Consider the following 24,819-nt stretch of genomic DNA (forward strand, 5'->3'; position numbering starts at 1 on the left):
AGGTGTATTTATGGCCCGAAAAACAACATTAAATAAGATGATTGTCAAAGAAATTTGGCGATCAAAAGCTCGTTTTTTTTCAATTTTAATTTTGATATTTCTAGGTGTCGGCTTCTTTTCCGGATTACAAGCGACCGGTCCTAATATGCTAAAGACCGCTGATCTTTATTTTAACAGGCAGAGATTGTATGATATTCATCTCCAATCTACACTTGGCTTTGAAGAACAGGAACTGCTGCTCCTCGATGATTTTGTTGAATCAGATCTCGTAGAGCCAGGCTATAGTCAGGATGTATTGGCAGGGGAAAATCGTGCTGTCTTTAAGATCATAAGCTATGACCCTGACAAACAATTAAATCAATATGTCGTGGAAAGCGGCCGTTTACCAGAACAGAGTGGTGAAATTGCTTTAGATAGTCAAGAAAGTATCAAACAACAGTACCAAATTGGAGATACGATACAACTGCATCCTGATAGCCAAGATACAGATTTAGATGACCAATTTAATCAAACCAGCTATGAGATCGTTGGCTTTGTCACTAGTCCGCGCTATATTACCATTGATGCTCGAGGTCAGACTAATATTGGTCGTGGGCGAATTGATTCATTTGCGGTTATTTTAGAAGATGATTTTAACTTGCCTGTTTACACCGATTTATTTGCTACCTTTACTGGTTTAGATCAACTTAGTACCTATAGTGAGGCTTATCGTTCCTCCGCATCAAGGTATCAAGAAGAGATAGAGGAACTTTTTGAAGATTATGGTCCAATTAGGATTGAAACCATTCGATCAGATGCGGAAGAGGAGATGGCTGAAGCAGAGCAAGAAATCGAAGAAGCTCGTGCAGAGTTAGCTGATGCAGAGGCTGAATTAACTGATGCACGAGAGCAACTAGATGAAGGTTGGCAGCAAATCACTGAAGCAGAAGCAGAATTATCAGATGCTTTAAATGAGTTGGAGCAAGGTGAACGTGATTATCAGGATGGTTTGGCAAGCTTCAGAACAGAAATTTCAGATGCAGAAAGTCAGCTTGCTGATGGAAGAAGCGAACTTGAGGAACAACAAAGTAAGATTAAGCTAGCACGATCTGAGCTAGAAGCAGGTGAACAGGAACTTGCACAGGCTAGAGCAGAGCTTGAAGCTTCACATGAAATGATATCCCAACAGATTGATCAGCTTAATCAATTATCAAATGAATTAAAAGAAGTATTTCAACTCCCCGTTGAATATATTCCTGAGCAGGTTCAGAAAACAATGATAGCAACAACTGAAGAGGTAGATTTAGGGAATGTTAGCTTAGCTGATTTATTGAGGGCTTATTTTGCTGGGGAGATAGATTCTAGTGTGATTGAGCAAAGTTTGACACAGCTTGAGACCGAGCTTAATCAAGGCTTGGATCAGCTTAATGCCGGGTTGGATGAGATTAATCAGCAAGAAAGAAAGCTAGATCAAGCTCGGAATGAGCTAGATCAGGGCCAAGAGCAGCTTGATCAGGCTGAGCAAACCTTAACCACCCAGACAGAGCGCTTAGAACAAGAACGTGCCTCAGCTCAAGCAGTGCTTGACCAAGCCCGGATAGATTTAGATGCTGGATGGCAGGAATATGAGCAAGGTCTTAAAACGCTAGAAGAAGAGAAAACCAAGCTAGAGGAAGCGGATGCTGACTATCAAGAAGGTTTAGCGACCTTTGAAACGGAACAAGCAGATGCGTTAAAGAAGCTTGAAGATGCTGAACAAGAAATTGCCGATGCCCAAGCAGAGCTTGATGATCTTGATCATCCGACTTATTATGTTAATGTCCGGGCAGATAACGCCAGCATAGTTGAATATGGTGATAACGCCGATCGTTTAACAGATCTCGCTTCAATCTTTCCAATTGTATTCTTTGCTATTGCGGCTTTAGTGACCTTAACAACCATTACACGAATGATTGAAGAGCAACGTATTGAAATTGGTACATTAAAAGCATTAGGGTACTCGAATTGGGAAGTGTCTTTAAAATATTATCTTTATGCGATTAGTGCGAGTTTATTTGGGACACTATTCGGTCTAATCCTTGGCTATCAGATCCTACCAAGGATTATCTATAACGCCTATCAAATCCTGTATAATCTACCTAAATTAACTGTTGCGGGCTATTGGTCTTTCACACTAATTTCAGCTGCTATAGCTTTATGTTCTACAGTTTTGACAGCATGGGCTGTGCTGCGTGTTGACTTACGTAGTCATCCTGCCAGTTTAATGCGACCACGTGCACCAAAAATAGGGAAGCGGATTTTAATCGAGCGAATCACTCTATTATGGAATCGACTTAGCTTTATCGAAAAAGTGACAGCACGTAATTTATTCCGTTATAAACAACGGATGCTTATGACGGTGTTTGGTATTGCGGGTTGTGCTGCTTTAATTGTGACAGGCTTTGGTCTAAAGGGAGCTGTTACAGGACTAGGTGGTTTACAATTTGGTCAGATCATGAAGTATGATGCAATGGTTGTTCTTGATAACGATGGCTCTGAGCAAGAAATGGCCGCTTATCGTAAAGAAATTGAAGCATTTAGTGATGTTGAAGATTTAGCTGTTTACCAGGAGCAATTTGAAGTTGATAGTGAAGAGAAGACCTATAACCTTAATTTGTTGGTTCCAGCAGATCCTAGCCAGTTAAATGACTTTATTAAATTAAGTAATCGAACAAGTGGAGAGGATTATCAGCTTAGTGAAGAAGGCGTCATCCTTACTGAAAAGATTGCCCGATTACTAGAGGTTGAGCCTGGTGATCCATTAACGATCACTGATAGTGACAATCAAAGTTATCAGCTTGTAGTCACAGCTATAACGGAGAATTATGCGACTCACTACTTATATATGTCAGAAGAGGCTTACCACGAATATATCAATAATGAACCCATTCGTCATAACGTTGATCTCCTCAAATACGAGCAGGATCACACATGGGAGGATGCATTATCGGAACAACTTATGGAGCAAGAAACCGTGCTTAATATTTCTTTCAATTCAAGCATCATTGAGAGCTTCGAGGAATCGATGGATAGCCTCAATATTGTCGTGATTGTTCTAATCATTGCTGCAGCAGGCTTGGCATTTGTTGTCTTGTATAATTTGACTAATATTAACGTATCTGAACGTATTCGTGAGCTTTCGACAATAAAAGTACTTGGTTTTTATGATGGTGAAGTAACGATGTATATTTATCGTGAAAACTTAATTCTGACATTGATGGGGATTATAGCGGGTGGTGTCTTAGGCCGTGCTCTCCATCTGATTGTTCTGGAAACAGCGTCTATGGATGATATGATGTTTAATCCAGCTTTACATTGGTCGAGTTATTTATATTCGGCAATCCTTACATTTGCCTTTTCAACCTTTGTCATGTGGATTATGCACCGCAAGTTAAAAGCGGTTAACATGATTGAAGCATTAAAATCAAATGAATAAGTTCATGAACTTGTCGGTTGGTTAATCCCTACCGACAAGTTTTTTAATAGCTCTGTTGTTTTCTGATAATTGGTTAGTTTCGCTATTGCCTTCACTAATGAAAAGAGCACTTTTTTCAGCTGGTCATGTCTACCTTAACAAGGATTGTGGATAAAATGCGAACGTTGAGAAGTTATTTTTAAAAAATATCCGTCAATAGGTCTTGACGCATTTATACTTCCTTAGTATAGTTAGTCATGTACTAAAAATAATTGAATCAATCGTCGTATAATCTTGAGAATATGGCTCTAGAGTTTCTACCGACCACCGTAAATGGTCTGTCTACGCAGAAGAATAGAAAAAATAGGTCTTTTTATACTTATTTTTATTATTTAGTTTTTCTACTTCTGAATAGCTAGCACACTCTTGATTATACTTAGGAGTGTGCTATTTGTGTTATAGGGGTTGGACGGGTCTGGGCTCATAATACAAGAAATAGCCTTTTCCATGGAACTTGGTATTTCCTAACGACGAAAAGAAGGGAAGAAGTAACATGAAGAAATATTTTGAGTTAGACCAGTTAGGTACAAACGTTAAAACGGAGTTTATTGCTGGATTAACAACATTTTTATCAATGGCTTATATTTTGTTTGTTAACCCATCTACATTAGCAGCGGAAGGAACTGGAATGGATGCAGGGGCTGTATTTACGGCGACTGCAATCGCAGCTGCAATTGGTACATTAATGATGGGATTATATGCTAAATACCCAGTTGCATTAGCACCTGGTATGGGACTAAATGCATTTTTTGCCTACACAGTTGTACTTGGCTATGGCATTCCATGGCAAACAGCACTAAGCGCAATTTTTGTTTCAGGGATCCTTTTTATGCTTTTATCTATATCAGGTGTACGTGAAAAAATTATTAACACAATTCCAGCGGCACTGAAACAAGCTGTAGGAGCAGGTATTGGTCTGTTTATCGCATTTATTGGCTTTCAAAATGCTGGTATTATTGTAGCGGATTCAGCTACGGTAGCAACACTTGGTGATCTAACCAATGGTCCAACTGCTTTAGCTATTTTCGGCTTAATCATCACCGTAATTTTAATTGTGTTGAAGGTTAATGGTGGGATTTTCTATGGTATGGTGATTACGGCAGTGGCAGGGATGGTATTTAGCTTAGTTCCGCTACCAACTCGAATTTTTTCCTTAGCACCGAGTTTAACACCTACCTTTGGACAAGCTTTCTTAAACCTTGGCGATCTCTTTAGTATTGAAATGGTGGCGGTTATCTTAACTTTTTTATTTGTTGACTTCTTTGACACAGCCGGTACATTAGTGGCTGTGGCTAAAAAGGCTGGAATCATGAAGGGAAATGAATTGCCAAGAGCAAATAAGGCCTTACTTGCGGATGCCTCTGCTTCAGTTGTAGGCTCAGTTCTTGGAACATCAACTACAACGGCTTATGTAGAGTCAGCAACTGGCGTTAGTGCTGGAGGACGTTCAGGATTAACAGCAGTTTTTACCGCTCTGTTCTTTATCCTATCATTATTTTTCTCACCACTGTTAGATGTGGTCACATCAGCTGTAACAGCACCAGCATTAATTATCGTTGGGGTTATGATGGCGACAGCACTAAAAGAAATTGAGTGGGAAGATTTCGCAGTAGCCGTTCCAGCCTTCTTAACGATTATCATTATGCCACTTTCCTACAGTATTGCAACAGGGATTGCGGTAGGGTTTACGTTCTATCCCATTACAATGGTTGCTAGTGGTAAAGCGAAAAAAGTACATCCTCTCATGTGGGCATTAGCCATTATTTTTGTCCTCTACCTTGTATTTTTAGCTGAATAATGAGAAAAAAGCGCTATGATCTAGTTTATCTCCAGATCATACGCTTTTTTTTTGAAGTGGGTAGTGATTTGTGTCCTGCAAACAAAATTAGTCATTGCCCACTTGATCTTCATTTAGCAGTAAGTCATATTTAATCATAGGTTAATCCATACTCGTAATATCAATAGTGGTCGTTGGTTCGTTGCTATCGATCAGGCGATGTAATCGAATGATCAGTAATCCTGCTCGATAAGTGGCACTAATTTGATCTGGTCGAACGGGGTAAGGTAAGTCAATTGTACGTTCAAATGCTCCGTGCAAAATTTCTTCTTGAACTAATTGACCTTCTGTTTCACTAAGCGCTATTTCTCCGATAATAAAGAGTCGACTTCCTTTTATATAAAGTTTAATATCATTGACATCATCCAAACCGGGGATGTTAACATAACAAGTGATTTCTTTATCAGCTTGATAAATATTTGTCTGGGGGATTGGTGGTTTTAATAAATGTTCAAATGAGTACCAAAACTGATCGCCAAAGAAATGATCAAAATTTTTTTTCCATTGTTGCATAAAGATTGGCCTCCTTGTCGATGATCTAGTGATAGCATATGCCTAATTAAATAATAAGGTTCATTGGAAAAATGTCCTTTACTTGTATAGAATAGCGGATAGGAGGGGATTAAAATGCTTGAAAATGCCATAACCATGATTATTATCATATTGGCGATAAATATTATCTATGTCTCCTTTTCAACTGTAAGGGTTATCCTAACCTTAAAGGGACAAAAGTATATTGCAGCAACCATTGGTGCTATTGAAATTGTCATTTATACATTGGGGTTAGGACTGGTGCTAGACAATATTGATCGAATCGAAAACTTAATTGCTTATGGATTAGGTTATGGAATTGGTGTTATTGTTGGTTCTAAAATAGAAGAACGGCTAGCGCTGGGCTATATAACCGTCAACGTTATTTCTTCAAACCCCGAGCTTGATCTAACCAAGCAAGTAAGAGAGAAGGGCTATGGAGTGACAAGCTGGCAAGCATATGGGATGGATGGTGATCGTTTAGCCATGCAGATACTGACACCACGTAAATATGAATTGAATTTGTACGAAACGATTAAACGGATTGACCCGAAAGCATTTATCATCTCATATGAGCCTAAGCACATTAATGGTGGTTTTTGGGTTAAACAGGTTAAGAAAGGGAAGATTAAACGAAGTGTCCAAGAAACAGAGACGAATGAAACAACAGCAGATGCAATCAAAGAAAAAGCATCAGAAGAAAATGTTCGAGTTAAAAAACAATGAGAGCATTGATTCCTGTTTAGCAAGGATAAAAGAGGAAGGCTATCTGCCGATTAAACGTGTGGAAAAACCTGTGTTTAAAGAGGTGATGATAAAAGGAGAAAGCCATTTAGAACCGATTGGACGACAACTCTACTTTGAAGCAGTTAAAAACGAACAATAAAAACTAATCCTAAGTGATTGTTCGATATTCGTTGACTAATGGCTGCTTCCTTGTTATGATTAACATGCAGAAATGATAAAAAATTATAATTAAAACTTACCTCATATAAATTTGAGAATAGGGCTCAAACGTTTCTACCCGTTACCGTAAATAACGGACTATGAGGGAAGATGATACATGACAACCGCTCTTTTTTGTGACAGTCATGCCTTATTTGTCGTATGCTTTTTTTGGTGTAACGATATCATCATCATTGAAGCTATAAGGTCATAACCTGTTCAAGATCGATTTATTGTCAATGCTACCTGCTTGTCTATATCATAGATTTTAGCGGTGGGTTTAAGTCGACCTATTCATCTTCTCTCTAAACGATGAGGGGATGAATAGGTTTTTTTATCGTATTTTAAGAAAGCAAGTTTACTTACCGCAGTGTAACTGGCTAGGGCTGCGATTACTCGCCCCATCGAAGGGCTTTTGTAAGACTCCAACTTCAAGAAATAAGGGGATACCGTCATTTCTAAGTGGGAGATCCAAGAGCCAGTAACGGCACGATTGGTTCAACTAACGTTCCGTGGTATATGGAAAAAAACTACTGAACGAAGTTTCCTTTTATCAGACTAAAGGATAAGAAAAACCAAAATTTTCCTATGTTGGATTAGGATTTAGCTATGGCTTATCTATTTCCGGTAACAATACGGGGCTAGACTTATTCTTATTCATAGCTTATGAAGGAGACATTACGTCTTAATGCGTTCTAACTAGTTAGAAAGTGATAGCAAACAAGCATTTTTTACAAATAGAAATGGGGGATTGGCTTGGCTCAAGTAGGTGTCATTATGGGAAGTATTTCTGACTGGCAAACGATGGTTCATACGTGCGAAGTACTAGACTATCTAAACATTGACTATCAAAAAGAAGTGATTTCTGCTCATCGAACTCCAGAAGATATGTTTTCTTATGCAGAGACGGCGCATGGCAAAGGTTTAAAGGTTATTATTGCTGGTGCAGGCGGAGCGGCTCATTTACCTGGAATGGTAGCGGCCAAAACTATTTTACCGGTCATCGGTGTCCCTGTACAATCGAAAGCATTAAACGGTCTTGATTCACTATTATCAATTGTCCAAATGCCAGCTGGTGTTCCTGTTGCTACGGTAGCAATTGGTAGCGCTGGTGCAAAAAATGCAGGCCTACTCGCTGCACAAATTTTGGCGACAGATGATCAAGCATTAGCAGACCGATTAATGACCTATCAGGCTGAAATGCGAGAAAAGGTATCAGAGATGAGGGATCAGCTTGCAGAACAATAAACCACGACTTTACGGAGAAACGATTGGAATTATTGGAGGCGGACAGCTTGGTCGAATGATGGCGACGATGGCGAGGCATATGGGTTATCGCTTAATTGTCTTAGATCCTACACCAAATTGCCCGGCCGCACAAATTGCCGATCAGCAAATTGTCGCATCATATGATGACCTTGATGCTGTTAAGCAATTAGCTGAACGATCTGATGTGGTTACTTATGAATTTGAAAATGTCGATTTATCAGCCGCACGCTATCTCGAATTAGAAGGACTGCTACCACAGGGAGCTCATTCACTTGAAATCACGCAAGATCGTGAAAAAGAGAAGCAAGCGATGGTCAAAAGTAACCAACCAGTAGCCCCGTTTTCAATCGTTAGTAATGAAGTGGATTTAAAGACAGCGACAGAGACAATTGGGTTTCCAGCTGTCGTGAAAACATGTCGTGGTGGCTATGATGGCAAAGGGCAAATCAAACTTGCAACTCATGCAGATTTGCATCATGCCAAGTCTTTATTAGCGGAAAGTGATCGGTTAATTTATGAAGCGTGGGTTGACTTTGATTGTGAAATATCTGTTGTATTTACACGAGCCAAAAATGGTCAGATCATCTTTTTTCCAATTGGTGAGAATATTCATCGTGATCATATTCTGCATACCACTATTGTGCCAGCACGTGTCGAACCTATTGTTATTGAGCGAGCGAAGCAGGCAGCTGTAGCCATTGCTGAGACAATAGATGTTGTTGGTACATTTGCGATTGAATTATTTGTCAAAAATACTGACATTTATATTAATGAACTGGCACCTCGACCACATAATTCGGGGCATTATACGATTGAAGCCTGTAATGTCTCACAATTTGAACAGCATATTCGTGCCATCTGTGGATTACCGTTACTGCCAGTACATTTTCATGGGGCAGCGGTAATGGTTAATCTACTGGGAGACAATCTGAATGATTACTTTACGGATGTTAACCGACTAAATCAAGGCCATGTCCACATGTATGGCAAGGATGAAATCAAATTGAAACGAAAAGTCGGGCACGTAACCTTTGTTGGTCAGGAGCTTGATCAACTTTTGGATCAATTAAAAACCGAGAGCTTAATTTAGGAGGATTTACAAAATGATTGGACGTTATACTAGACCCGAGATGGGATCAATTTGGACAGACGAGAACAAATATCAAGCCTGGTTAGAAGTAGAAATTCTAGCATGTGAGGCATGGAGTGAGCTTGGGATCATCCCCAAAGCAGATGTTGAGAAAATTAGGCAACATGCTTCTTTTGATATTGATCGTATTTTAGAAATTGAGCAAGAAACAAGACATGATGTTGTCGCTTTTACCAGAGCTGTTTCTGAAACCTTAGGAGAGGAAAAAAAGTGGGTCCATTATGGCTTAACATCAACGGATGTAGTGGATACAGCTCTTTCCTATTTATTAAAACAAGCCAATACAATCATTCGTCGGGATATCGAGCAATTTATTGAAATTCTTCAAAATAAGGCGATCGAGCATAAGCATACGGTTATGATGGGGCGTACGCATGGCGTTCATGCTGAGCCGACGACCTTTGGTTTAAAGATGGCTCTTTGGTATGAAGAGATGAAGCGAAATCTGGAACGCTTTAATGCAGCTGCAGAGGTGATTGAAACTGGTAAGCTTTCGGGTGCAGTTGGTACATATGCCAATATTGATCCGAAGGTTGAAGCATATGTTTGTGAAAAGCTTGGTTTGAAGCCTGCACCCGTTTCTACACAAACACTACAACGGGATCGTCATGCCCAATATATGTCAGTGTTAGCTCTTATTGCAAGCTCAATCGAGAAATTTGCTACTGAAATTCGCGGTTTACAGAAGACCGAAACACGAGAAGTGGAAGAGTTTTTTGCCAAGGGGCAAAAAGGGTCATCAGCAATGCCTCATAAACGGAACCCAATTGGTTCAGAAAACATGACCGGAATGGCACGTGTCATTCGCGGTTATATGATGACAGCTTATGAAAATGTCACCCTTTGGCATGAGCGTGATATTTCGCATTCATCAGCAGAACGCGTCATTTTACCTGACGCAACGATTGCGCTTAATTATATGCTGAATCGCTTTAGTACCATTGTGAAAAATTTAACCGTCTTTCCTGATAATATGAAACGCAATATTGATCGTACCCATGGCGTTATTTTCTCTCAGCGGGTGTTATTATCTTTAATTGACCAAGGTATGAGCCGTGAGGTGGCCTATGATTTAGTTCAGCCGAATGCGATGAAAGCTTGGGAAACAGGGACACACTTTAGAACACTCATCGAACAAGAGGAACGTATTACATCGGTTTTATCAAAAGAGCAGCTGGATGATTGCTTTGATTATACGTATCACTTGAAGAATGTTGATCAAATTTTTGAGCGTATTGGCTTAGCATAAGTAAGTCAGTGCATGGATAATCTCTCATCGAGCATGAGCACTTAAAAATGAAGGGATGTAGCTTTTATGAAAAAAGATTTGCTGTATGAGGGAAAGGCAAAAAAGGTATTTACAACACAGCAGCCAGATCAGCTAATACTTTCCTATAAAAATGATGCCACAGCCTTTAATGGAAAGAAAAAGGCGATTTTTGAGGGGAAAGGACGCTACAATAACCTGATCTCAGCTGAACTTTTTCAGCATTTAGCTGCAAAAGGGGTCCCTAGCCACTTTATTAGAGCGATCAACGAGACAGAGCAGCTAGTTGAACGTACAACAATTATTCCAATAGAAGTTGTCGTTAGAAATTTAGCAACAGGAAGTATTGTCAAGCGGCTAGGATTTAAAGAAAAAACCCCTTTTAGCCCGCCACTGATTGAGTTTTTCTATAAAGAAGATGCATTAGACGATCCGTTAATTAATGAACAACATGCTTTACTTTTAACGGATGCAGCAGAGAACGAGCTTGAACAAATAAAAAGCTACGCCCTAAAAGTAAATGATGTGCTCAAGACCTTCTTTGCCACGATTGGACTTAACCTAGTCGATTTCAAACTAGAGTTTGGTCGCAAACAAACAGGAGAGCTCGTCCTAGCTGATGAAATCTCGCCAGACACCTGTCGGCTTTGGGATGTTGATTCAGGAGCAAGGATGGATAAAGATGTTTTTCGGCAAGGTACCGGTGATTTAATGATCGTCTATGACCATATTTTACAGCGACTGGAGGCAGCAAAATGATAAAAGTTAGCATTCACATTACATTAAAAGAAGGTGTTCTTGATCCACAGGGTAAGGCTGTTGCTGGATCATTAACCACACTAGGATTTGCAGGAGTAGAAGATGTACGAGTAGGCAAACTTATTGAGTTAACCATAAATGATACCGATAATGTTGAAGCTCGGGTCGAAGAGATGTGTGCGAAGCTGCTTGCTAACCCTGTTATTGAGAATTATCGCTATACAATAGAGGAGGGGATTGTGCAGTGAAATTTGCTGTGATTGTTTTCCCAGGCTCTAATTGTGACCGTGATATGTACTATGCTGCTAAGGACGCATTAGGAGAAGACGCCGATTTGGTCTGGTATCAAGATACAGATCTGACTAGCTATGATGCGATCTTAATTCCTGGGGGGTTTTCATACGGAGACTATTTACGCTGCGGCGCGATTGCCTCAACATCAGAAATGGTTCAATCATTACACCGTGAAGCAGAGAAAGGAACGCCTATTCTGGGGGTGTGTAATGGATTTCAAATATTGCTAGAAGCTGGTTTATTGCCAGGTGCGCTTTTACGAAATAAAGATTTAAAGTTTATCTGTCATCATGAAAATCTAGTAGTCCAAAACAATCGGACCATTTTCACATCTGAATATGCACAAGGTCAAGTTATTTCGATCCCCATTGCTCACGGCGAAGGAAATTACTTTTGTGACGATGAGACGCTAAATCAACTAAAAGCCAATAATCAAATTGTCTTTACGTATCAAAACAATCCGAATGGTTCGGTTGCCGATATTGCCGGAATTATTAATCAACAAGGCAACGTTCTTGGTATGATGCCACACCCGGAACGGGCAACAGAGGGGATTCTGGGTAGTGAGGATGGTTTACAGCTATTTAAATCATTGCTTGCAAATTGGAGGGACAGCTATGTTACAAACGCTTGAAATAAGCCCAGAGTTGATTGAAGCAGAGAAACATTATCGTGAAATGGGCTTAACTGATGAAGAGTATCAATCGATTGTCCGTATTTTAGGTAGAAGACCAAATTTCACTGAAACGGGTATTTTCTCAGTGATGTGGTCAGAGCATTGTAGCTATAAAACGTCTAAGCCATTACTCCGCAAGTTCCCTACCAAAGGTCCTCATGTACTACAGGGACCGGGGGAAGGTGCTGGAATTGTTGATATAGGTGACGGTCAAGCTGTTGCTTTTAAGATAGAGAGTCATAATCATCCCTCGGCAGTTGAGCCTTATCAAGGTGCAGCAACAGGTGTAGGGGGAATAATTCGTGATATTTTCTCAATGGGAGCAAGACCAATTGCTGTGCTTAACTCACTTCGTTTTGGTCAGCTTACAACTGGAAGGGTGAAATATCTTTTTGAAGAAGTTGTACATGGGATTGCTGGCTACGGCAATTGTGTAGGGGTCCCAACAGTCGGAGGTGAGGTTCAATTTGACGATTGTTATGAAGGGAACCCGCTAGTGAATGCGATGTGTGTAGGTTTGATTGATCATAAGGACATCCAACAGGGTATTGCGGCCGGCCTTGGCAATACGGTACTCTATGTTGGCTCAAAAACGGGTCGTGACGGTATCCATGGTGCTACCTTCGCTTCTGAAGACCTTACAGAAGATTCTGAGAGTAAACGTTCAAATGTTCAAGTCGGTGATCCATTTATGGAGAAACTGCTTATTGAAGCATGCCTTGAAGCAATTCAATCTGATGCTCTGGTTGGCATTCAAGACATGGGAGCAGCTGGTTTAACTTCATCAGCAAGTGAGATGGCGAGTAAAGCTGGGATGGGTTTAGAGTTGAACTTAGATTTGATCCCACAACGGGAAGCGAATATGTCTGCGTATGAAATGATGCTGTCTGAATCTCAAGAACGGATGTTGCTCGTAGTCACAAAAGGACGGGAACAAGAAATTATCGACATATTTGAGAAATATTCATTAGAAGCTGTTGCTGTCGGGAAAGTAACGGCTGATAAGCAATTTCGTTTACAACATCAAGGTAAGGTCGTATGTGATATTCCTGTTGATACATTAGCAGAAGATGCACCTGTTTACCATAAGCCAGCAAAGGTGCCTGAATATTATCAGGCTTTCCAAGCCATGCCTGCCTATCTTCCAGCAGTAGATAACCATCAACAAGTGTTGGAGCAGTTATTGGCTCAACCTACGATCGCTAGTAAAGAATATGTCTATGATCAATATGACTCAATGGTGCAAGCGAACACAGCTGTAGCTCCAGGATCAGATGCTGCGGTTATTCGCATCCGGGATTATGATAAAGCTATTGCAATCACTACAGACTGTAATGCACGGTATATTTATTTGGACCCTCGAACAGGGGGACAAATTGCGGTAGCTGAAGCAGCCAGAAACATTGTATCTTCTGGAGCTAAGCCGCTAGCCCTTACCGATGGTTTGAATTTCGGTAATCCAGATAAACCAGAGAACTTTTGGCAAATGGAACAAAGTGTTGAAGGGATGGCTGAGGCCAGCTTGGCTCTCAATACGCCTGTGATTAGTGGCAATGTTTCCTTATATAATGAATCGAATGGACAGGCGATCTTTCCAACACCGATTGTCGGGATGGTAGGTCTACATGAATCCACTCAACATATTACGACATCCTCCTTTAAACAGCCTGGTGATCTCATTATCGTTATTGGGGAGACAAAACCGGAGTTTGGTGGGAGCGAATTGCAGAATCTATTAGAAGGTAAATACTTTGGCCATGCCCCGACACTAGATTTAGAGATTGAGGCTAAGCGGCAAAGCCAACTGTTAAAGGCCATTCAAGCCGGACTTATCCAATCTGCCCATGATATTTCAGAAGGTGGCTTAGCTGTCGCGCTAAGTGAAAGCTTATTTAATCCATCTGGTTTAGGAGCTAAGATTGAACTTAACGGTGATCCGACCACTGCTTTATTTAGTGAGACACAATCACGCTTCGTTGTTTCAATTAAAGAAACTGATCTAGCTGACTTTGTTAATTTAGTAGACGATACGGAGGTAATTGGTCTGGTAACGGATGCTGCCAAACTGGTTGTTACGGTCGATCAAAAGCTGATTATTGATAGTGAAATAGCCCAGCTAGAGCAAAAGTGGAAGGGAGCTATACCATGCTTGCTGAAATCAAAGGCTTAAATGAAGAATGTGGTGTATTCGCTATTTGGGGACATGAAAAGGCAGCCGAGATGGCTTACTATGGTCTACACGCCCTCCAGCACCGTGGTCAAGAAGGAGCGGGAATTGTGTCTAGTGATGGAGCACAGCTCCATGTCCATAAAGGTACGGGCTTAATTAATGAGGTATTTGAAGCTGGAAAGATACGTAACCTTAAAGGTCAAGCAGCAATTGGCCATGTCCGATATGCGACCTTAGGTGGGGGAGGTTATGAGAATGTTCAACCTCTTGTTTTTCGATCACAGACTAGTAGCCTAGCTTTAGCACATAATGGTAACCTTGTTAATGCCTTTGCTTTAAAGACACAATTAGAAGCACAAGGAAGTATCTTGCAAACAACCTCTGATACAGAGGTTGTTGCCCATTTAGTAAAACGAAGTGGTCACTTGGAGCTTGAAGAAGCCATCAAGCAAGCATTAGGAATGGTCAAAGGGGCTTACGCGTTTACCTTTTTGACCGAAAATAAAATGTTTGTCGCTTTAGATCCAAGGGGATTAAGGCCATTATCGATTGGTATGCTTGGTGATGCTTATGTCATTGCTTCTGAGACTTGTGCCTTTGATTTAATTGGGGCAACCTATGAACGCGAAGTACAACCAGGCGAGCTGTTAATTATTGATGAGAATGGGATGCGCTCCACAGCCTTTAGCTCCCCAATGAAACGGACCCTTTGTTCAATGGAATATGTGTATTTTTCCCGTCCTGATAGTAATGTGAACGGATTAAATGTTCACGCGAGTCGTAAGACGATGGGGAAACAATTGGCCACTGAAGCTATGGTTGAGGCTGATGTCGTTACTGGTGTACCCGATTCAAGTATTTCGGCTGCGATTGGCTTTTCGGAAGCAAGTGGCATTCCGTATGAGTTGGGCTTGATTAAGAATCGTTATGTTGGTCGTACCTTTATTCAACCATCCCAAGAGTTGAGAGAACAAGGCGTTAAGATGAAGCTTTCCCCAGTTCGGGGTATTGTCGAAGGGAAGCGTGTCGTGATGGTTGATGATTCTATTGTTAGGGGGACAACAAGTCGACGGATTGTGCGCCTGCTGAAAGAAGCGGGTGCGACCGAGGTACATGTTCGCATTGCTTCACCGCCGATTGTCAATCCGTGCTATTACGGCATTGATACATCAACAAAAAGTGAGCTTATTGCAGCTAACTTTTCGGTCGAAGAGATGCGTCAACAAATTGGCGCTGACAGCTTGGCTTTTTTATCCGCAGAAGGACTCGAAAAATCGATCGTTACCGATCCGAATTCAATAACACAGGGTGTATGCCAGGCCTGTTTTACCGGCAACTATCCTACCGAAATATATCCAGATACGATAATTCCAGCTTACAAGGATTAAGCAAAAGGAGCGAACCGGGATGAGTGACGTGTATAAAGCAGCAGGTGTCGATGTTAATGCTGGCTACCAAGCTGTTGAGTTAATGAAAAAGCATATTAAACGTACGGAGCGGAAAGAGGTAATAGGTGGTGTTGGCAGTTTTGCCGGCTTATTTGATCTATCTGGCTTTAGCTATCCAGAGCCTGTTCTTATTTCAGGAACGGATGGCGTAGGTACCAAGCTAAAGCTTGCCTTTGAATTGAATCGACATGATACGGTAGGGATTGATTTAGTTGCCATGTGTGTGAATGACATTATTGCGCAAGGAGCTGATCCACTTTTTTTCCTTGATTATATTGCCTGTGGTAAAAACAATCCAACTCAAATTGAGCAAATTGTTAAAGGGATTGCTGACGGCTGTGCTGAAAGCGGTACGGCGATTGTTGGCGGAGAAACAGCCGAAATGCCTGGCATGTATCAAGAGAATGAATACGACCTGGCTGGATTTGTTGTTGGAATGGCTAATAAACCAGATCTCATCACAGGCAAGCAGATAACAGCAGGTGATGCTGTGATAGGAATTAGCTCTAGTGGTGTGCATTCAAATGGTTTTTCGCTTGTTAGAAAAATTTTATCAGAGGCACAGATCGATTTGACCACCCATGTCGATCAGTTAGGATCCCGAGTCGGAGAGGTCTTACTGACCCCAACTAAAATATATGTTAGGGCGATTCAATCATTAAAATCCAACCTAACGATCAAGGGAATCAGTCACATTACCGGTGGTGGTTTTTATGAGAACTTACCACGTGCCTTACCAGGGACTCTGGGGATCGAGATAAAAGCAGGAAGTTGGTCTATTCCAGCGATTTTCACATATTTGCAGAAGCTGGGTGGATTCACTTTTAATGACATGCTTGGTGTCTTTAACATGGGGATTGGTATGGCAGTAATCGTTGACCAGGCTGAGAAAGATCGTGCCCTTGATATTTTGCAGAACTTTGGTGAAGAAGCATTCATAATTGGTCAGGTCACAAATCAGTCAGGGGTGACGATTGTTGAGTCATAAAACTAAGCTGGCGATATTTGCCTCCGGTACAGGCAGTAATTATGATGCTATAATGGCTGCGATTAACAACGGTTTACTTGAAGCAGAGGTGGCCATTCTAGTCTGTGATCGTCCAAATGCAGCCGTCATCGAGAAGGCCAAAAAAAAACAGACCCCAATTTTTAGTTTTGATCCGAAGCAATACTCAGCTAAAGCTGATTTTGAGCGGGAGATTATTCAACAGCTTTGCGTGAAGGGTGTTGAGTGGATCATTCTAGCGGGTTATATGAGACTGATTGGACAAACATTATTAAATCGGTATGAGGGAAAAATCATTAATATTCACCCTTCTTTACTACCGTCGTTCCCAGGTTTGGATGCAATTGGACAGGCGATCGAAGCAGGGGTTAAACTAACTGGTGTCACCATTCATTATGTAGATGCAGGAATGGATACAGGACAGATTATTGCTCAAGCGCCTGTGACTATTTCTGAGGATATGTCAAAAGCTGATCTTCAATCTGCTATTCAAAAGGTTGAGCATCAGCTTTATCCAACAATCATTAAACAATTAATTAACAGGGGGAAACAGCTTTGAAAAAACGTGCTTTGTTGAGTGTGTCAGATAAAACGAACTTAATACCATTTGCAAAAGGTTTAGTTGAACGAGGGTATCAGCTCATCTCTACTGGCGGGACACTAAAAGCTCTTACTAATGCTGGGCTAGAAGCCTTATCAGTTTCAGCTGTAACACAATTTGATGAAATCCTTGATGGTAGAGTAAAGACCCTTCATCCCTTTATTCATGCAGGTTTATTAGCCCGACGTGATGATCCCGCACATCAAGCACAGCTACAAGAGCGATCAATTACACCGATCGATCTCGTAGCCGTTAATTTGTACCCATTTAAAGAGACAATCGCCAAGTCTGGCGTAACGGAGACTGATGCGATTGAAAATATTGATATTGGTGGACCAACGATGCTTCGTTCAGCAGCCAAGAACTTTCGGGATGTCACAGTGGTGGTGGATCCAGTAGATTACGATGCTGTTCTTGATCAGCTTACTAACAGAGACGACTCCTTAGCTTTTCGGAAAAAGTTAGCGGCCAAGGTGTTTCGTCACACTGCACACTATGATGCATTAATCGCTGGGTATTTTGCTGAACTGACAGACGAAGCAGCTCCAGAAACCATCAGCTTGAGCTATGAAAAGGTTCAATCATTACGTTATGGTGAGAACCCTCATCAAAACGCAGCATTTTATAAAGAAGCAATCATAAAAGGTGGTTCAATTGCAAACGCTGACCAGCTTCATGGTAAGGAATTGTCATATAACAACATTCAAGATGCGAACGCTGCACTTGAGATTGTACTTGAATTTGACCAGCAGCCAGCCGCAGTTGCCGTTAAGCATATGAACCCATGTGGGGTTGGTATCGGTGACACAATTGAACATGCTTTTCGAAAAGCTTATGATGCAGATCCTGTTTCTATCTTTGGGGGGATTGTCGCATTAAATCGTGAGGTCGATGCAGCAACAGCAAGTTTACTAAAGGAAATCTTCTTAGAAATCATCATTGCACCGAGCTTTTCACAAGAAGCACTTGATATTTTAACAGTTAAGCCAAATCTTCGTCTCTTAAAAACACCGTTCAAAGCAGATGCAAGTGATGCCAAAAAAGTCGTTAGTGTCTTAGGTGGTTTGTTAATTCAAGATCGCGATAACGGTCAGTTAGATCCAGATGCACTTACTGTTGCGACTGATCGCGCACCAACTGAAGAGGAGCTTGCTGAGCTATTATTTGCTTGGAAGGTTGTTAAGCATGTTAAATCGAATGCGATTGTAGTGGCTAAAGATAACCAAACAATAGGTGTTGGTGCAGGACAAATGAATCGAGTTGGTGCAGCGCAAATTGCATTTGACCAAGCAGGAGCTAAAAGTCAGGGTGCTGTCCTAGCATCTGATGCCTTTTTCCCAATGCCAGATACGGTTGAGAATGCAGCCAAGGCAGGGATTAAGGCAATTATCCAGCCAGGTGGCTCAAAGCGTGATCAAGACTCTATTGATATGTGTAATAAGCATGGTATCGCTATGGTGATGACTGAGATGCGTCACTTTAAACATTAAGCGGATAGCTTTAAAGAGTTGTTGAATAACGGGCAAATCAAGGTGGCAATAGTTGAGCAATGATCGGTAGTGGTGAATAAGCACGGGAGATCTAACAGCCAGTAACGGCCCGATTGGTTCAACTAACGTTCAGTGGGGGAAATTCCACTGAACGAAGTTTCACTTTATATCTCACGATCACTCGGATTTAGGTTATTTTTCAACATTAATAAGATTGAGGGGATTTGAATGAAGGTACTCGTGATTGGAAGCGGTGGGCGTGAACATATGCTTGTAAAGAAGCTGTTAGAAGATGAACGGGTTGAGGAAATGTTTGTAGCACCTGGTAATGGTGGGATCGCGGAAGAGGCACAATGTATCCCGATTAAAGAAACAGACATAGATGCGTTGGTTAACTTTGCTAGACAGGAGCAAATGGATTGGACAATCGTAGGCCCGGAGCTTCCATTGATGCTAGGTATCGTCAATGCTTTTCGTGCAGCTAACTTAAACGTTTTTGGACCAACTCAAGAAGCAGCGATGATTGAAGGAAGCAAGGACTTTTCTAAAGCGCTCATGAAAAAATATCAAGTCCCAACCGCTAATTACCAAAGTTTTACTAATAGCGACCAAGCCAAGGCCTATATCAGACAAAAGGGCGCACCGATTGTAATTAAAGCAGACGGGCTTGCGGCAGGTAAAGGGGTTGTAGTGGCTTTGACAGAGGAGCAAGCTCTAACCGCTATTGATGATATGCTCGAGGCGAATCGTTTTGGTCAGGCGGGTGCATGTGTTGTCATTGAAGAATTTCTTGCAGGTAAGGAATTCTCCTTATTTGCTTTTGTTAATGGTGAATCTGTATATCCCATGCTTCCAGCACGTGATCACAAACGTGCTTTTGATGGTGATCAAGGACCGAATACTGGTGGAATGGGAGCATATTCGCCTGTACCAGATTTAGACCAAGAGCATCTAAGTTTTGCAGTTGAATCGATCTTAAAGCCGGTCGCCAATGCAATGGTTGCGGAAGGTCGTCCCTATACAGGGGTATTATATGCTGGATTAATTGTGACGGCAGACGGGGTTAAGGTTATTGAATTTAATGCACGATTTGGGGACCCTGAAACACAGGTTGTCTTACCTTTATTGAAAAATAATTTACTTCAGGTAATTGAGGATATTGACAATGGTAATGACCCAAAGCTTGAATGGAGAGCAGGCTATGCCATTGGTGCCGTTGTCGCTTCCAGTGGTTATCCTCATCAATATCGAAAGGGTGTCACGTTACCCGACTTACCTGACGATGACCAATGTTACTTAATTCATGCAGGTACGGTAAAAGAAGCTGAACAGTTTAAGTCAAGTGGAGGACGTGTTCTGCTGGTTGGAGCAATTAATCAAACGTTGAAACGGGCACAGGCTAATATTTATCACTATCTGGAAAGGTTTGATCAAAACAAAGCATTCTTTTATCGGAAAGATATTGGAGATTTCGAATAGTAGGATAATAAGGCAAGATGAACATAACGCATGATAACTCATTCTACGACAACCATTCACAATGAGCGAATCAAGACTTGGTGCAGCTTTCCAGTCAACTAAACATCGCCGTGACAATCTGTAAGCACGGCTTGTTTTACAGACCGGTCTGCCTGCTCTAAGTCTTTTTTGCATGAATCTTCTCGTTTAGCTACAGGGATCAATTTTCTGTAAGACTAATATATTTACGATGATAGTGCAGTAGAGAAATAGAAAATATGTTATTCTGGAAGAAGAATACATATTTAGGAGGCAGGTTATGTCAGACGAAATCATTTTAGAATTGAGGGATTTATCCATTTCATTCGCCGGAAAACAAGTACTTGACCGGATTAATTTAAAGGTGAAGAAAGGACAGATCATTGGCTATATTGGTCCAAATGGTGCTGGTAAAAGTACAACGGTAAAAATTATCCTTGGATTAATCGAGCAATATCAGGGAGATGTTATTGTTTTCGGTCAAAATATTAGGGAGACCAGTGTTCAATATAAAAAGCGAATTGGCTACGTGCCAGAGACAGGTGAAATCTATCAAGATTTAACAGCCCTTGAGTACGTAACATTTGTTGGTCAAATGTATGAAATGAAAGCCGAACTTATTGAACAGAAATTGACCGATCTACTCGAACTATTTGAGATGAAGCATGTGCTTCATTCTCGTATTGAAACATTCTCAAAGGGGATGAAACAAAAACTACTGATTATCGCCAGTCTGATACATGATCCGGATTTAATCTTCTTTGACGAGCCATTAAGTGGATTAGATGCTAATAGTGTGATGATTATTAAAGAGCTTATGGCTCGATTGGCTCGTTCAGGAAAAACGATTTTTTATTCCTCACACATTATGGACGTTGTCGAAAAAATCAGTGATCGGATTTTACTATTAAATAATGGTACCATTGTGGCTGATGGTAGCTTTGAAGAATTAAGAGCCAACCGCGAGGGTTCGTTGGAACAAATTTTCAATGAATTGACAGGCTTTGATCGTCATGAGCAGATTGCTGATGAGATAGTCAGATTAATTCATGGAGCTGATCATGATGAATAATACCTTAACATTAAAAATTCTTGATCGTTTTAGCGGCTTGTTTAAGGTACTTGGGGCAGATTACGAAAAGCTGCGGCTCGTTCTCGGGTTTAAATTAATGATGGATAAACGTCGAGTTCCTACCATTATGCAAGACAGTAGGCAGAAGGAAAATACTTTATTAACACCCTTTGTCAAGTCACTGCTACTCTATGCTTTTTACGGCTTATTCTTAATTCCCTTTTTGATTATGGGGGATGCCTATTTATTTCAATTAAGTATTGTGTTTACGATTGTTATGTTTATTCTCATGACTTCAATGATTGCAGATTTTTCATCAGTCTTATTAGATGTGAGAGATAAGGTTATTCTCGATACGAAGCCGATTGATTCAAAAACGTTATCGGTAGCAAAATTTACCCATATTGTTATCTATATGACTCAATTGACAGGTGCATTGTTACTCATTCCGTTAATAGTTAGTATTGTGATCCAAGGGGTCGCTTTTGCTCTAATCTTAATAATCAGCTTAATTTTCGTTAGTATTTTGTGCATCGTATTAACTGCTATCTTTTATATTTTGGTACTGAAATTCTTTGATGGTGAAAAGTTACGAAACATGATCAATTCGATTCAGATTGTGCTAACGGTTGGAATAGTAGTTGGTTATCAATTGATTGCCCGATCGTTTGAAATGATCGATATGACGTTAGCGTTTGAATGGCAATGGTGGCATTTGTTGTTACCACCAATGTGGTATAGTGCTATCTTTGAGCTAATATTATTGCAAAATACTAGCCTAGCAATGATTTTGTCAGCATTGATCGCTATTTTTATCCCTTTACTTGCTCTATGGCTATACTTTAAGCTCATGCCAACCTTTGAACGTAATTTGCAGAAGTTAATGTCTGCCACTCATACTAGAAAGCAAAAGAAATCAAAGCTAATGAACGGTTTGTCGAAATGGCTCTGTCGAGATCAAAAGGAACATGCAGCCTTTCACTTCGCGTTAACCATGCTCCGCAAAGAGCGTGAATTTAAGTTGAAAGTTTACCCTGTGCTAGGGCTGTCGCTGGTCTTTCCATTTATTATGATTTTCACACTAGGCAGTCAAGAAACAGAGATAGATTTTCACTTTAGTTATCTGTATGCATATTTTTCTGTGCTGATGATTCCGACAGTTGTCTATATGCTAAAGTATTCGAGTAAAGCCAAAGGAGCTTGGCTTTATCATGTCGTCCCTATTGAGGATACTAAAACTTTCTATCGTGCTACTTTAAAAGCTAGTTTAGTTCAGCTATTTATGCCGATAATTCTGGTACAATCACTTGTGTTCATTTATTTAGCAGGTCCAATCATGCTACTGCATGGTACCATTATTTTTCTAATCGGTTGTCTATTTACCGCCATTTGTTATCTCTTAGTTAATAAAGGTAAATATCCATTTTCTGAGCCGTTTTCCTTTGTTGAATCAGCAAGCACTGCGTTAATGTTTATTTCCATGCTTATTGTCGTAATTTTTGGTCTGATCCATTTTCTAGTGAACCTAGTTCCGATTGGCTTGATTATTTATGCGGTCGTATTAATGGTGTGCAATTACCTTGTTTGGAGAAAGATGCTATAAATGCCTGTGCAAATTACCGGACGTCATTAAACAAGTCGAGGGGCGATGGTATGCGTACACGATTTGTGAGTAATGAACAATACGTTCTGTCCCTATATCAAGAAATTCAAGTCAGAAAGTGAAACTTCGTTTAGTGGGGTTTCGACGCATAGGATATGCTCGTGCAGACGTTGCGACACGACGTCTCGAACTTAGTCAGATCTCTCCCGCACTGAACGTAAGTTGAACCAATCAGCCAGTTACACTGCGATAAATAAACACCCCAAAAGATTTACTTATGGGGTGTTTATCGTACTTGTGATAGGTTTTAATTAAAAAATTGTGGTAGATGTTCTTTGTGTGCTTCAAGCATTTCATCAACAATTTGCTTAGCAACTGTATCAGAAGGTGTAAGCGGGTTAATTGATAGAGCTAGTACTGCTTTATCGTAATCTCCTGTGACAGCTGCTTCAGCACTAATACGCTCAAATGACTTAATTTGCTGGACAAGTCCACGAACAGCTACAGGTAAATCTCCAATCGCAATGGGTTTAGGACCATCTTTTGTGATCACTGAACTAACTTCAACGGCAGAATCAGCTGGGATACTTGCAATTGCGCCATTATTACGTGTATTAACTGGCTGAATATCACGTTTGTCATTATAAATAGATGTGATTAAGCGTACAGCAGCATCTGAGTAGTACGCTCCACCTCTTTTTTCTAATTGAGGTGGTTTAATGTTCAAATCAGGATCTTTATAAAGCTCGAATAATTCTTCTTCAAGCTTAAGCACTACTTCTGCTCGTGTTCCCTTTTCTTCAGCATCCTTTTTGGTTTTTTCTAAGAAGTCCTGTGATTTATAGTAATAATTATGATACGGACAGGTTAAGACATTAAGGCTCCGAATGAATGATGGTTCCCAGCCTAGTCCTTCGATATTTTTAACAAAGCTGGTATTCTCAGGATTCGTTAATAGATTAATTACTTTATCTTTAACACTTACTCCGTCGAGGTAGACATCTAAGCCATAAACCATATGGTTTAATCCTGCAAAATCGATGTGGATACGGGAATGATCAACCTCAAGAAGCTTCGCAATCCCCATTTCAATTCCGATTGGCACATTACATAGACCAACGACTTTTTCAATGTTAGAATAGCGAAGAACAGCTTCTGTCACCATTCCAGCCGGGTTGGTAAAGTTAATTAACCAAGCATCAGGACAGAGACGTTCCATATCTTTACATATATCAAGGATAACAGGAATCGTTCTCAGACCTTTAAATAATCCTCCTGGACCATTTGTCTCCTGACCAAGTACATTATATTTCAATGGAATACGTTCATCTTTGGCCCGTGCTTCAAGCAATCCTACACGGAACTGAGTCGTGACAAAGTCAGCATCTTTGAGCGCAGCTTCTCGATCAAGTGTTAAGTGAACCTCAATTGGTAAACCGGCTTTTTTAACCATACGCTTGGCCAAATTACCGACAATTTCTAATTTCTCTTTCCCTGCTTCAATATCAACAAGCCAAAGCTCTGATAACGGAAATTCTTCATAGCGTTTGATAAAGCCTTCAATGAGTTCAGGTGTATAACTTGAGCCACCACCAATCGTTGCTACTTTTAAACCTTTTACCATTTGCAATCCCTCCATTAGTCTAAGTTTGATACCATTCGTTATTATTGTAACGTAACTCTGAAAGCTTGCCTATAAAGGAGTTGAAAA

General features: G+C 40.6%; 20 protein-coding genes and 2 riboswitches. Of the genes, 18 read left to right on the forward strand and 2 right to left on the reverse strand.

Going from position 1 to position 24,819, the window contains the following annotated elements; genetic code table 11:
• The first annotated feature begins 10 nt into the window (after positions 1 to 10).
• A complete protein-coding gene (locus ASE01S_RS04490) occupies positions 11 to 3,454 on the forward strand; it encodes an FtsX-like permease family protein (protein WP_067839019.1) in 3,444 nt (1,147 codons plus the stop codon).
• A gap of 243 nt (positions 3,455 to 3,697) precedes the next feature.
• A riboswitch (purine riboswitch) is annotated at positions 3,698 to 3,798 on the forward strand.
• 188 nt (positions 3,799 to 3,986) lie between these two features.
• Entirely contained in the window at positions 3,987 to 5,291 is a 1,305-nt protein-coding gene (locus tag ASE01S_RS04495; RefSeq protein ID WP_067839022.1) for an NCS2 family permease, read from the forward strand.
• 141 nt (positions 5,292 to 5,432) lie between these two features.
• Here the strand turns inward: ASE01S_RS04495 and ASE01S_RS04500 are convergent, their stop codons facing one another.
• Positions 5,433 to 5,843: an Hsp20/alpha crystallin family protein gene (locus ASE01S_RS04500; protein ID WP_067839025.1), complete on the reverse strand. Its 411-nt coding sequence runs from the start codon at positions 5,841 to 5,843 to the stop codon at positions 5,433 to 5,435.
• Between the two features lie 114 nt (positions 5,844 to 5,957).
• Here ASE01S_RS04500 and ASE01S_RS04505 point away from each other — a divergent pair, with 114 nt between their 5' ends.
• The 16 genes from ASE01S_RS04505 (at position 5,958) to ASE01S_RS04580 (ending at position 23,108) form a co-directional block, all read left to right on the forward strand.
• On the forward strand, positions 5,958 to 6,587 hold the full coding sequence (locus ASE01S_RS04505) for a DUF2179 domain-containing protein (protein WP_067839028.1): 630 nt from the start codon (positions 5,958 to 5,960) through the stop codon (positions 6,585 to 6,587).
• Positions 6,565 to 6,747 carry an NETI motif-containing protein gene (locus ASE01S_RS04510; protein WP_245630320.1) on the forward strand — a complete coding sequence of 61 codons (183 nt, stop codon included), beginning with the start codon at positions 6,565 to 6,567 and terminating at the stop codon, positions 6,745 to 6,747. Before ASE01S_RS04505 ends, ASE01S_RS04510 begins: the two co-directional genes overlap by 23 nt.
• 81 nt (positions 6,748 to 6,828) lie before the next feature.
• Positions 6,829 to 6,928, forward strand: a riboswitch (purine riboswitch).
• Between the two features lie 634 nt (positions 6,929 to 7,562).
• Entirely contained in the window at positions 7,563 to 8,054 is a 492-nt protein-coding gene (purE, locus tag ASE01S_RS04515; RefSeq protein ID WP_067839034.1) for a 5-(carboxyamino)imidazole ribonucleotide mutase, read from the forward strand.
• On the forward strand, positions 8,041 to 9,165 hold the full coding sequence (gene purK / locus ASE01S_RS04520) for a 5-(carboxyamino)imidazole ribonucleotide synthase (RefSeq protein ID WP_067839037.1): 1,125 nt from the start codon (positions 8,041 to 8,043) through the stop codon (positions 9,163 to 9,165). Before purE ends, purK begins: the two co-directional genes overlap by 14 nt.
• 13 nt (positions 9,166 to 9,178) lie before the next feature.
• Entirely contained in the window at positions 9,179 to 10,474 is a 1,296-nt protein-coding gene (gene purB / locus ASE01S_RS04525; RefSeq protein ID WP_067839040.1) for an adenylosuccinate lyase, read from the forward strand.
• Positions 10,475 to 10,540: 66 nt separating this feature from the next.
• Positions 10,541 to 11,251, forward strand: a complete 711-nt coding sequence (purC, locus tag ASE01S_RS04530) for a phosphoribosylaminoimidazolesuccinocarboxamide synthase (protein ID WP_067839043.1) — start codon at positions 10,541 to 10,543, stop codon at positions 11,249 to 11,251.
• Positions 11,248 to 11,499, forward strand: coding sequence for a phosphoribosylformylglycinamidine synthase subunit PurS (gene purS, locus ASE01S_RS04535; RefSeq protein ID WP_067839046.1), 252 nt, complete (start codon positions 11,248 to 11,250; stop codon positions 11,497 to 11,499). The genes purC and purS overlap by 4 nt, the downstream gene beginning before the upstream one ends.
• Complete coding sequence (gene purQ / locus ASE01S_RS04540; protein ID WP_067839049.1) at positions 11,496 to 12,179, forward strand: phosphoribosylformylglycinamidine synthase subunit PurQ; 684 nt, start codon at positions 11,496 to 11,498, stop codon at positions 12,177 to 12,179. The genes purS and purQ overlap by 4 nt, the downstream gene beginning before the upstream one ends.
• Complete coding sequence (gene purL, locus ASE01S_RS04545) at positions 12,163 to 14,391, forward strand: phosphoribosylformylglycinamidine synthase subunit PurL (protein WP_067839052.1); 2,229 nt, start codon at positions 12,163 to 12,165, stop codon at positions 14,389 to 14,391. Before purQ ends, purL begins: the two co-directional genes overlap by 17 nt.
• Entirely contained in the window at positions 14,367 to 15,779 is a 1,413-nt protein-coding gene (purF, locus tag ASE01S_RS04550) for an amidophosphoribosyltransferase (protein WP_067839055.1), read from the forward strand. The genes purL and purF overlap by 25 nt, the downstream gene beginning before the upstream one ends.
• A 19-nt stretch (positions 15,780 to 15,798) precedes the next feature.
• Complete coding sequence (gene purM, locus ASE01S_RS04555) at positions 15,799 to 16,827, forward strand: phosphoribosylformylglycinamidine cyclo-ligase (RefSeq protein ID WP_067839058.1); 1,029 nt, start codon at positions 15,799 to 15,801, stop codon at positions 16,825 to 16,827.
• On the forward strand, positions 16,817 to 17,404 hold the full coding sequence (gene purN / locus ASE01S_RS04560) for a phosphoribosylglycinamide formyltransferase (RefSeq protein WP_083512015.1): 588 nt from the start codon (positions 16,817 to 16,819) through the stop codon (positions 17,402 to 17,404). Before purM ends, purN begins: the two co-directional genes overlap by 11 nt.
• The gene (purH, locus tag ASE01S_RS04565; protein ID WP_067839061.1) at positions 17,401 to 18,936 is read left to right on the forward strand and encodes a bifunctional phosphoribosylaminoimidazolecarboxamide formyltransferase/IMP cyclohydrolase; all 1,536 of its coding nucleotides are present in this window, start codon (positions 17,401 to 17,403) and stop codon (positions 18,934 to 18,936) included. Before purN ends, purH begins: the two co-directional genes overlap by 4 nt.
• Positions 18,937 to 19,164: 228 nt before the next feature.
• Positions 19,165 to 20,415 carry a phosphoribosylamine--glycine ligase gene (gene purD / locus ASE01S_RS04570; protein ID WP_067839064.1) on the forward strand — a complete coding sequence of 417 codons (1,251 nt, stop codon included), beginning with the start codon at positions 19,165 to 19,167 and terminating at the stop codon, positions 20,413 to 20,415.
• A 298-nt stretch (positions 20,416 to 20,713) separates the two neighbouring features.
• On the forward strand, positions 20,714 to 21,505 hold the full coding sequence (locus ASE01S_RS04575) for an ABC transporter ATP-binding protein (RefSeq protein WP_067839068.1): 792 nt from the start codon (positions 20,714 to 20,716) through the stop codon (positions 21,503 to 21,505).
• On the forward strand, positions 21,498 to 23,108 hold the full coding sequence (locus ASE01S_RS04580) for a hypothetical protein (RefSeq protein WP_067839071.1): 1,611 nt from the start codon (positions 21,498 to 21,500) through the stop codon (positions 23,106 to 23,108). Before ASE01S_RS04575 ends, ASE01S_RS04580 begins: the two co-directional genes overlap by 8 nt.
• 307 nt (positions 23,109 to 23,415) lie before the next feature.
• On the opposite strand, the gene ASE01S_RS04585 is transcribed toward ASE01S_RS04580, so the two are convergent.
• Complete coding sequence (locus ASE01S_RS04585) at positions 23,416 to 24,732, reverse strand: 6-phospho-beta-glucosidase (RefSeq protein ID WP_067839074.1); 1,317 nt, start codon at positions 24,730 to 24,732, stop codon at positions 23,416 to 23,418.
• Positions 24,733 to 24,819: the final 87 nt, after the last annotated feature.

Source organism: Amphibacillus sediminis NBRC 103570 (assembly GCF_001552275.1).
GTDB classification, from domain to species: domain Bacteria; phylum Bacillota; class Bacilli; order Bacillales; family Amphibacillaceae; genus Amphibacillus_B; species Amphibacillus_B sediminis.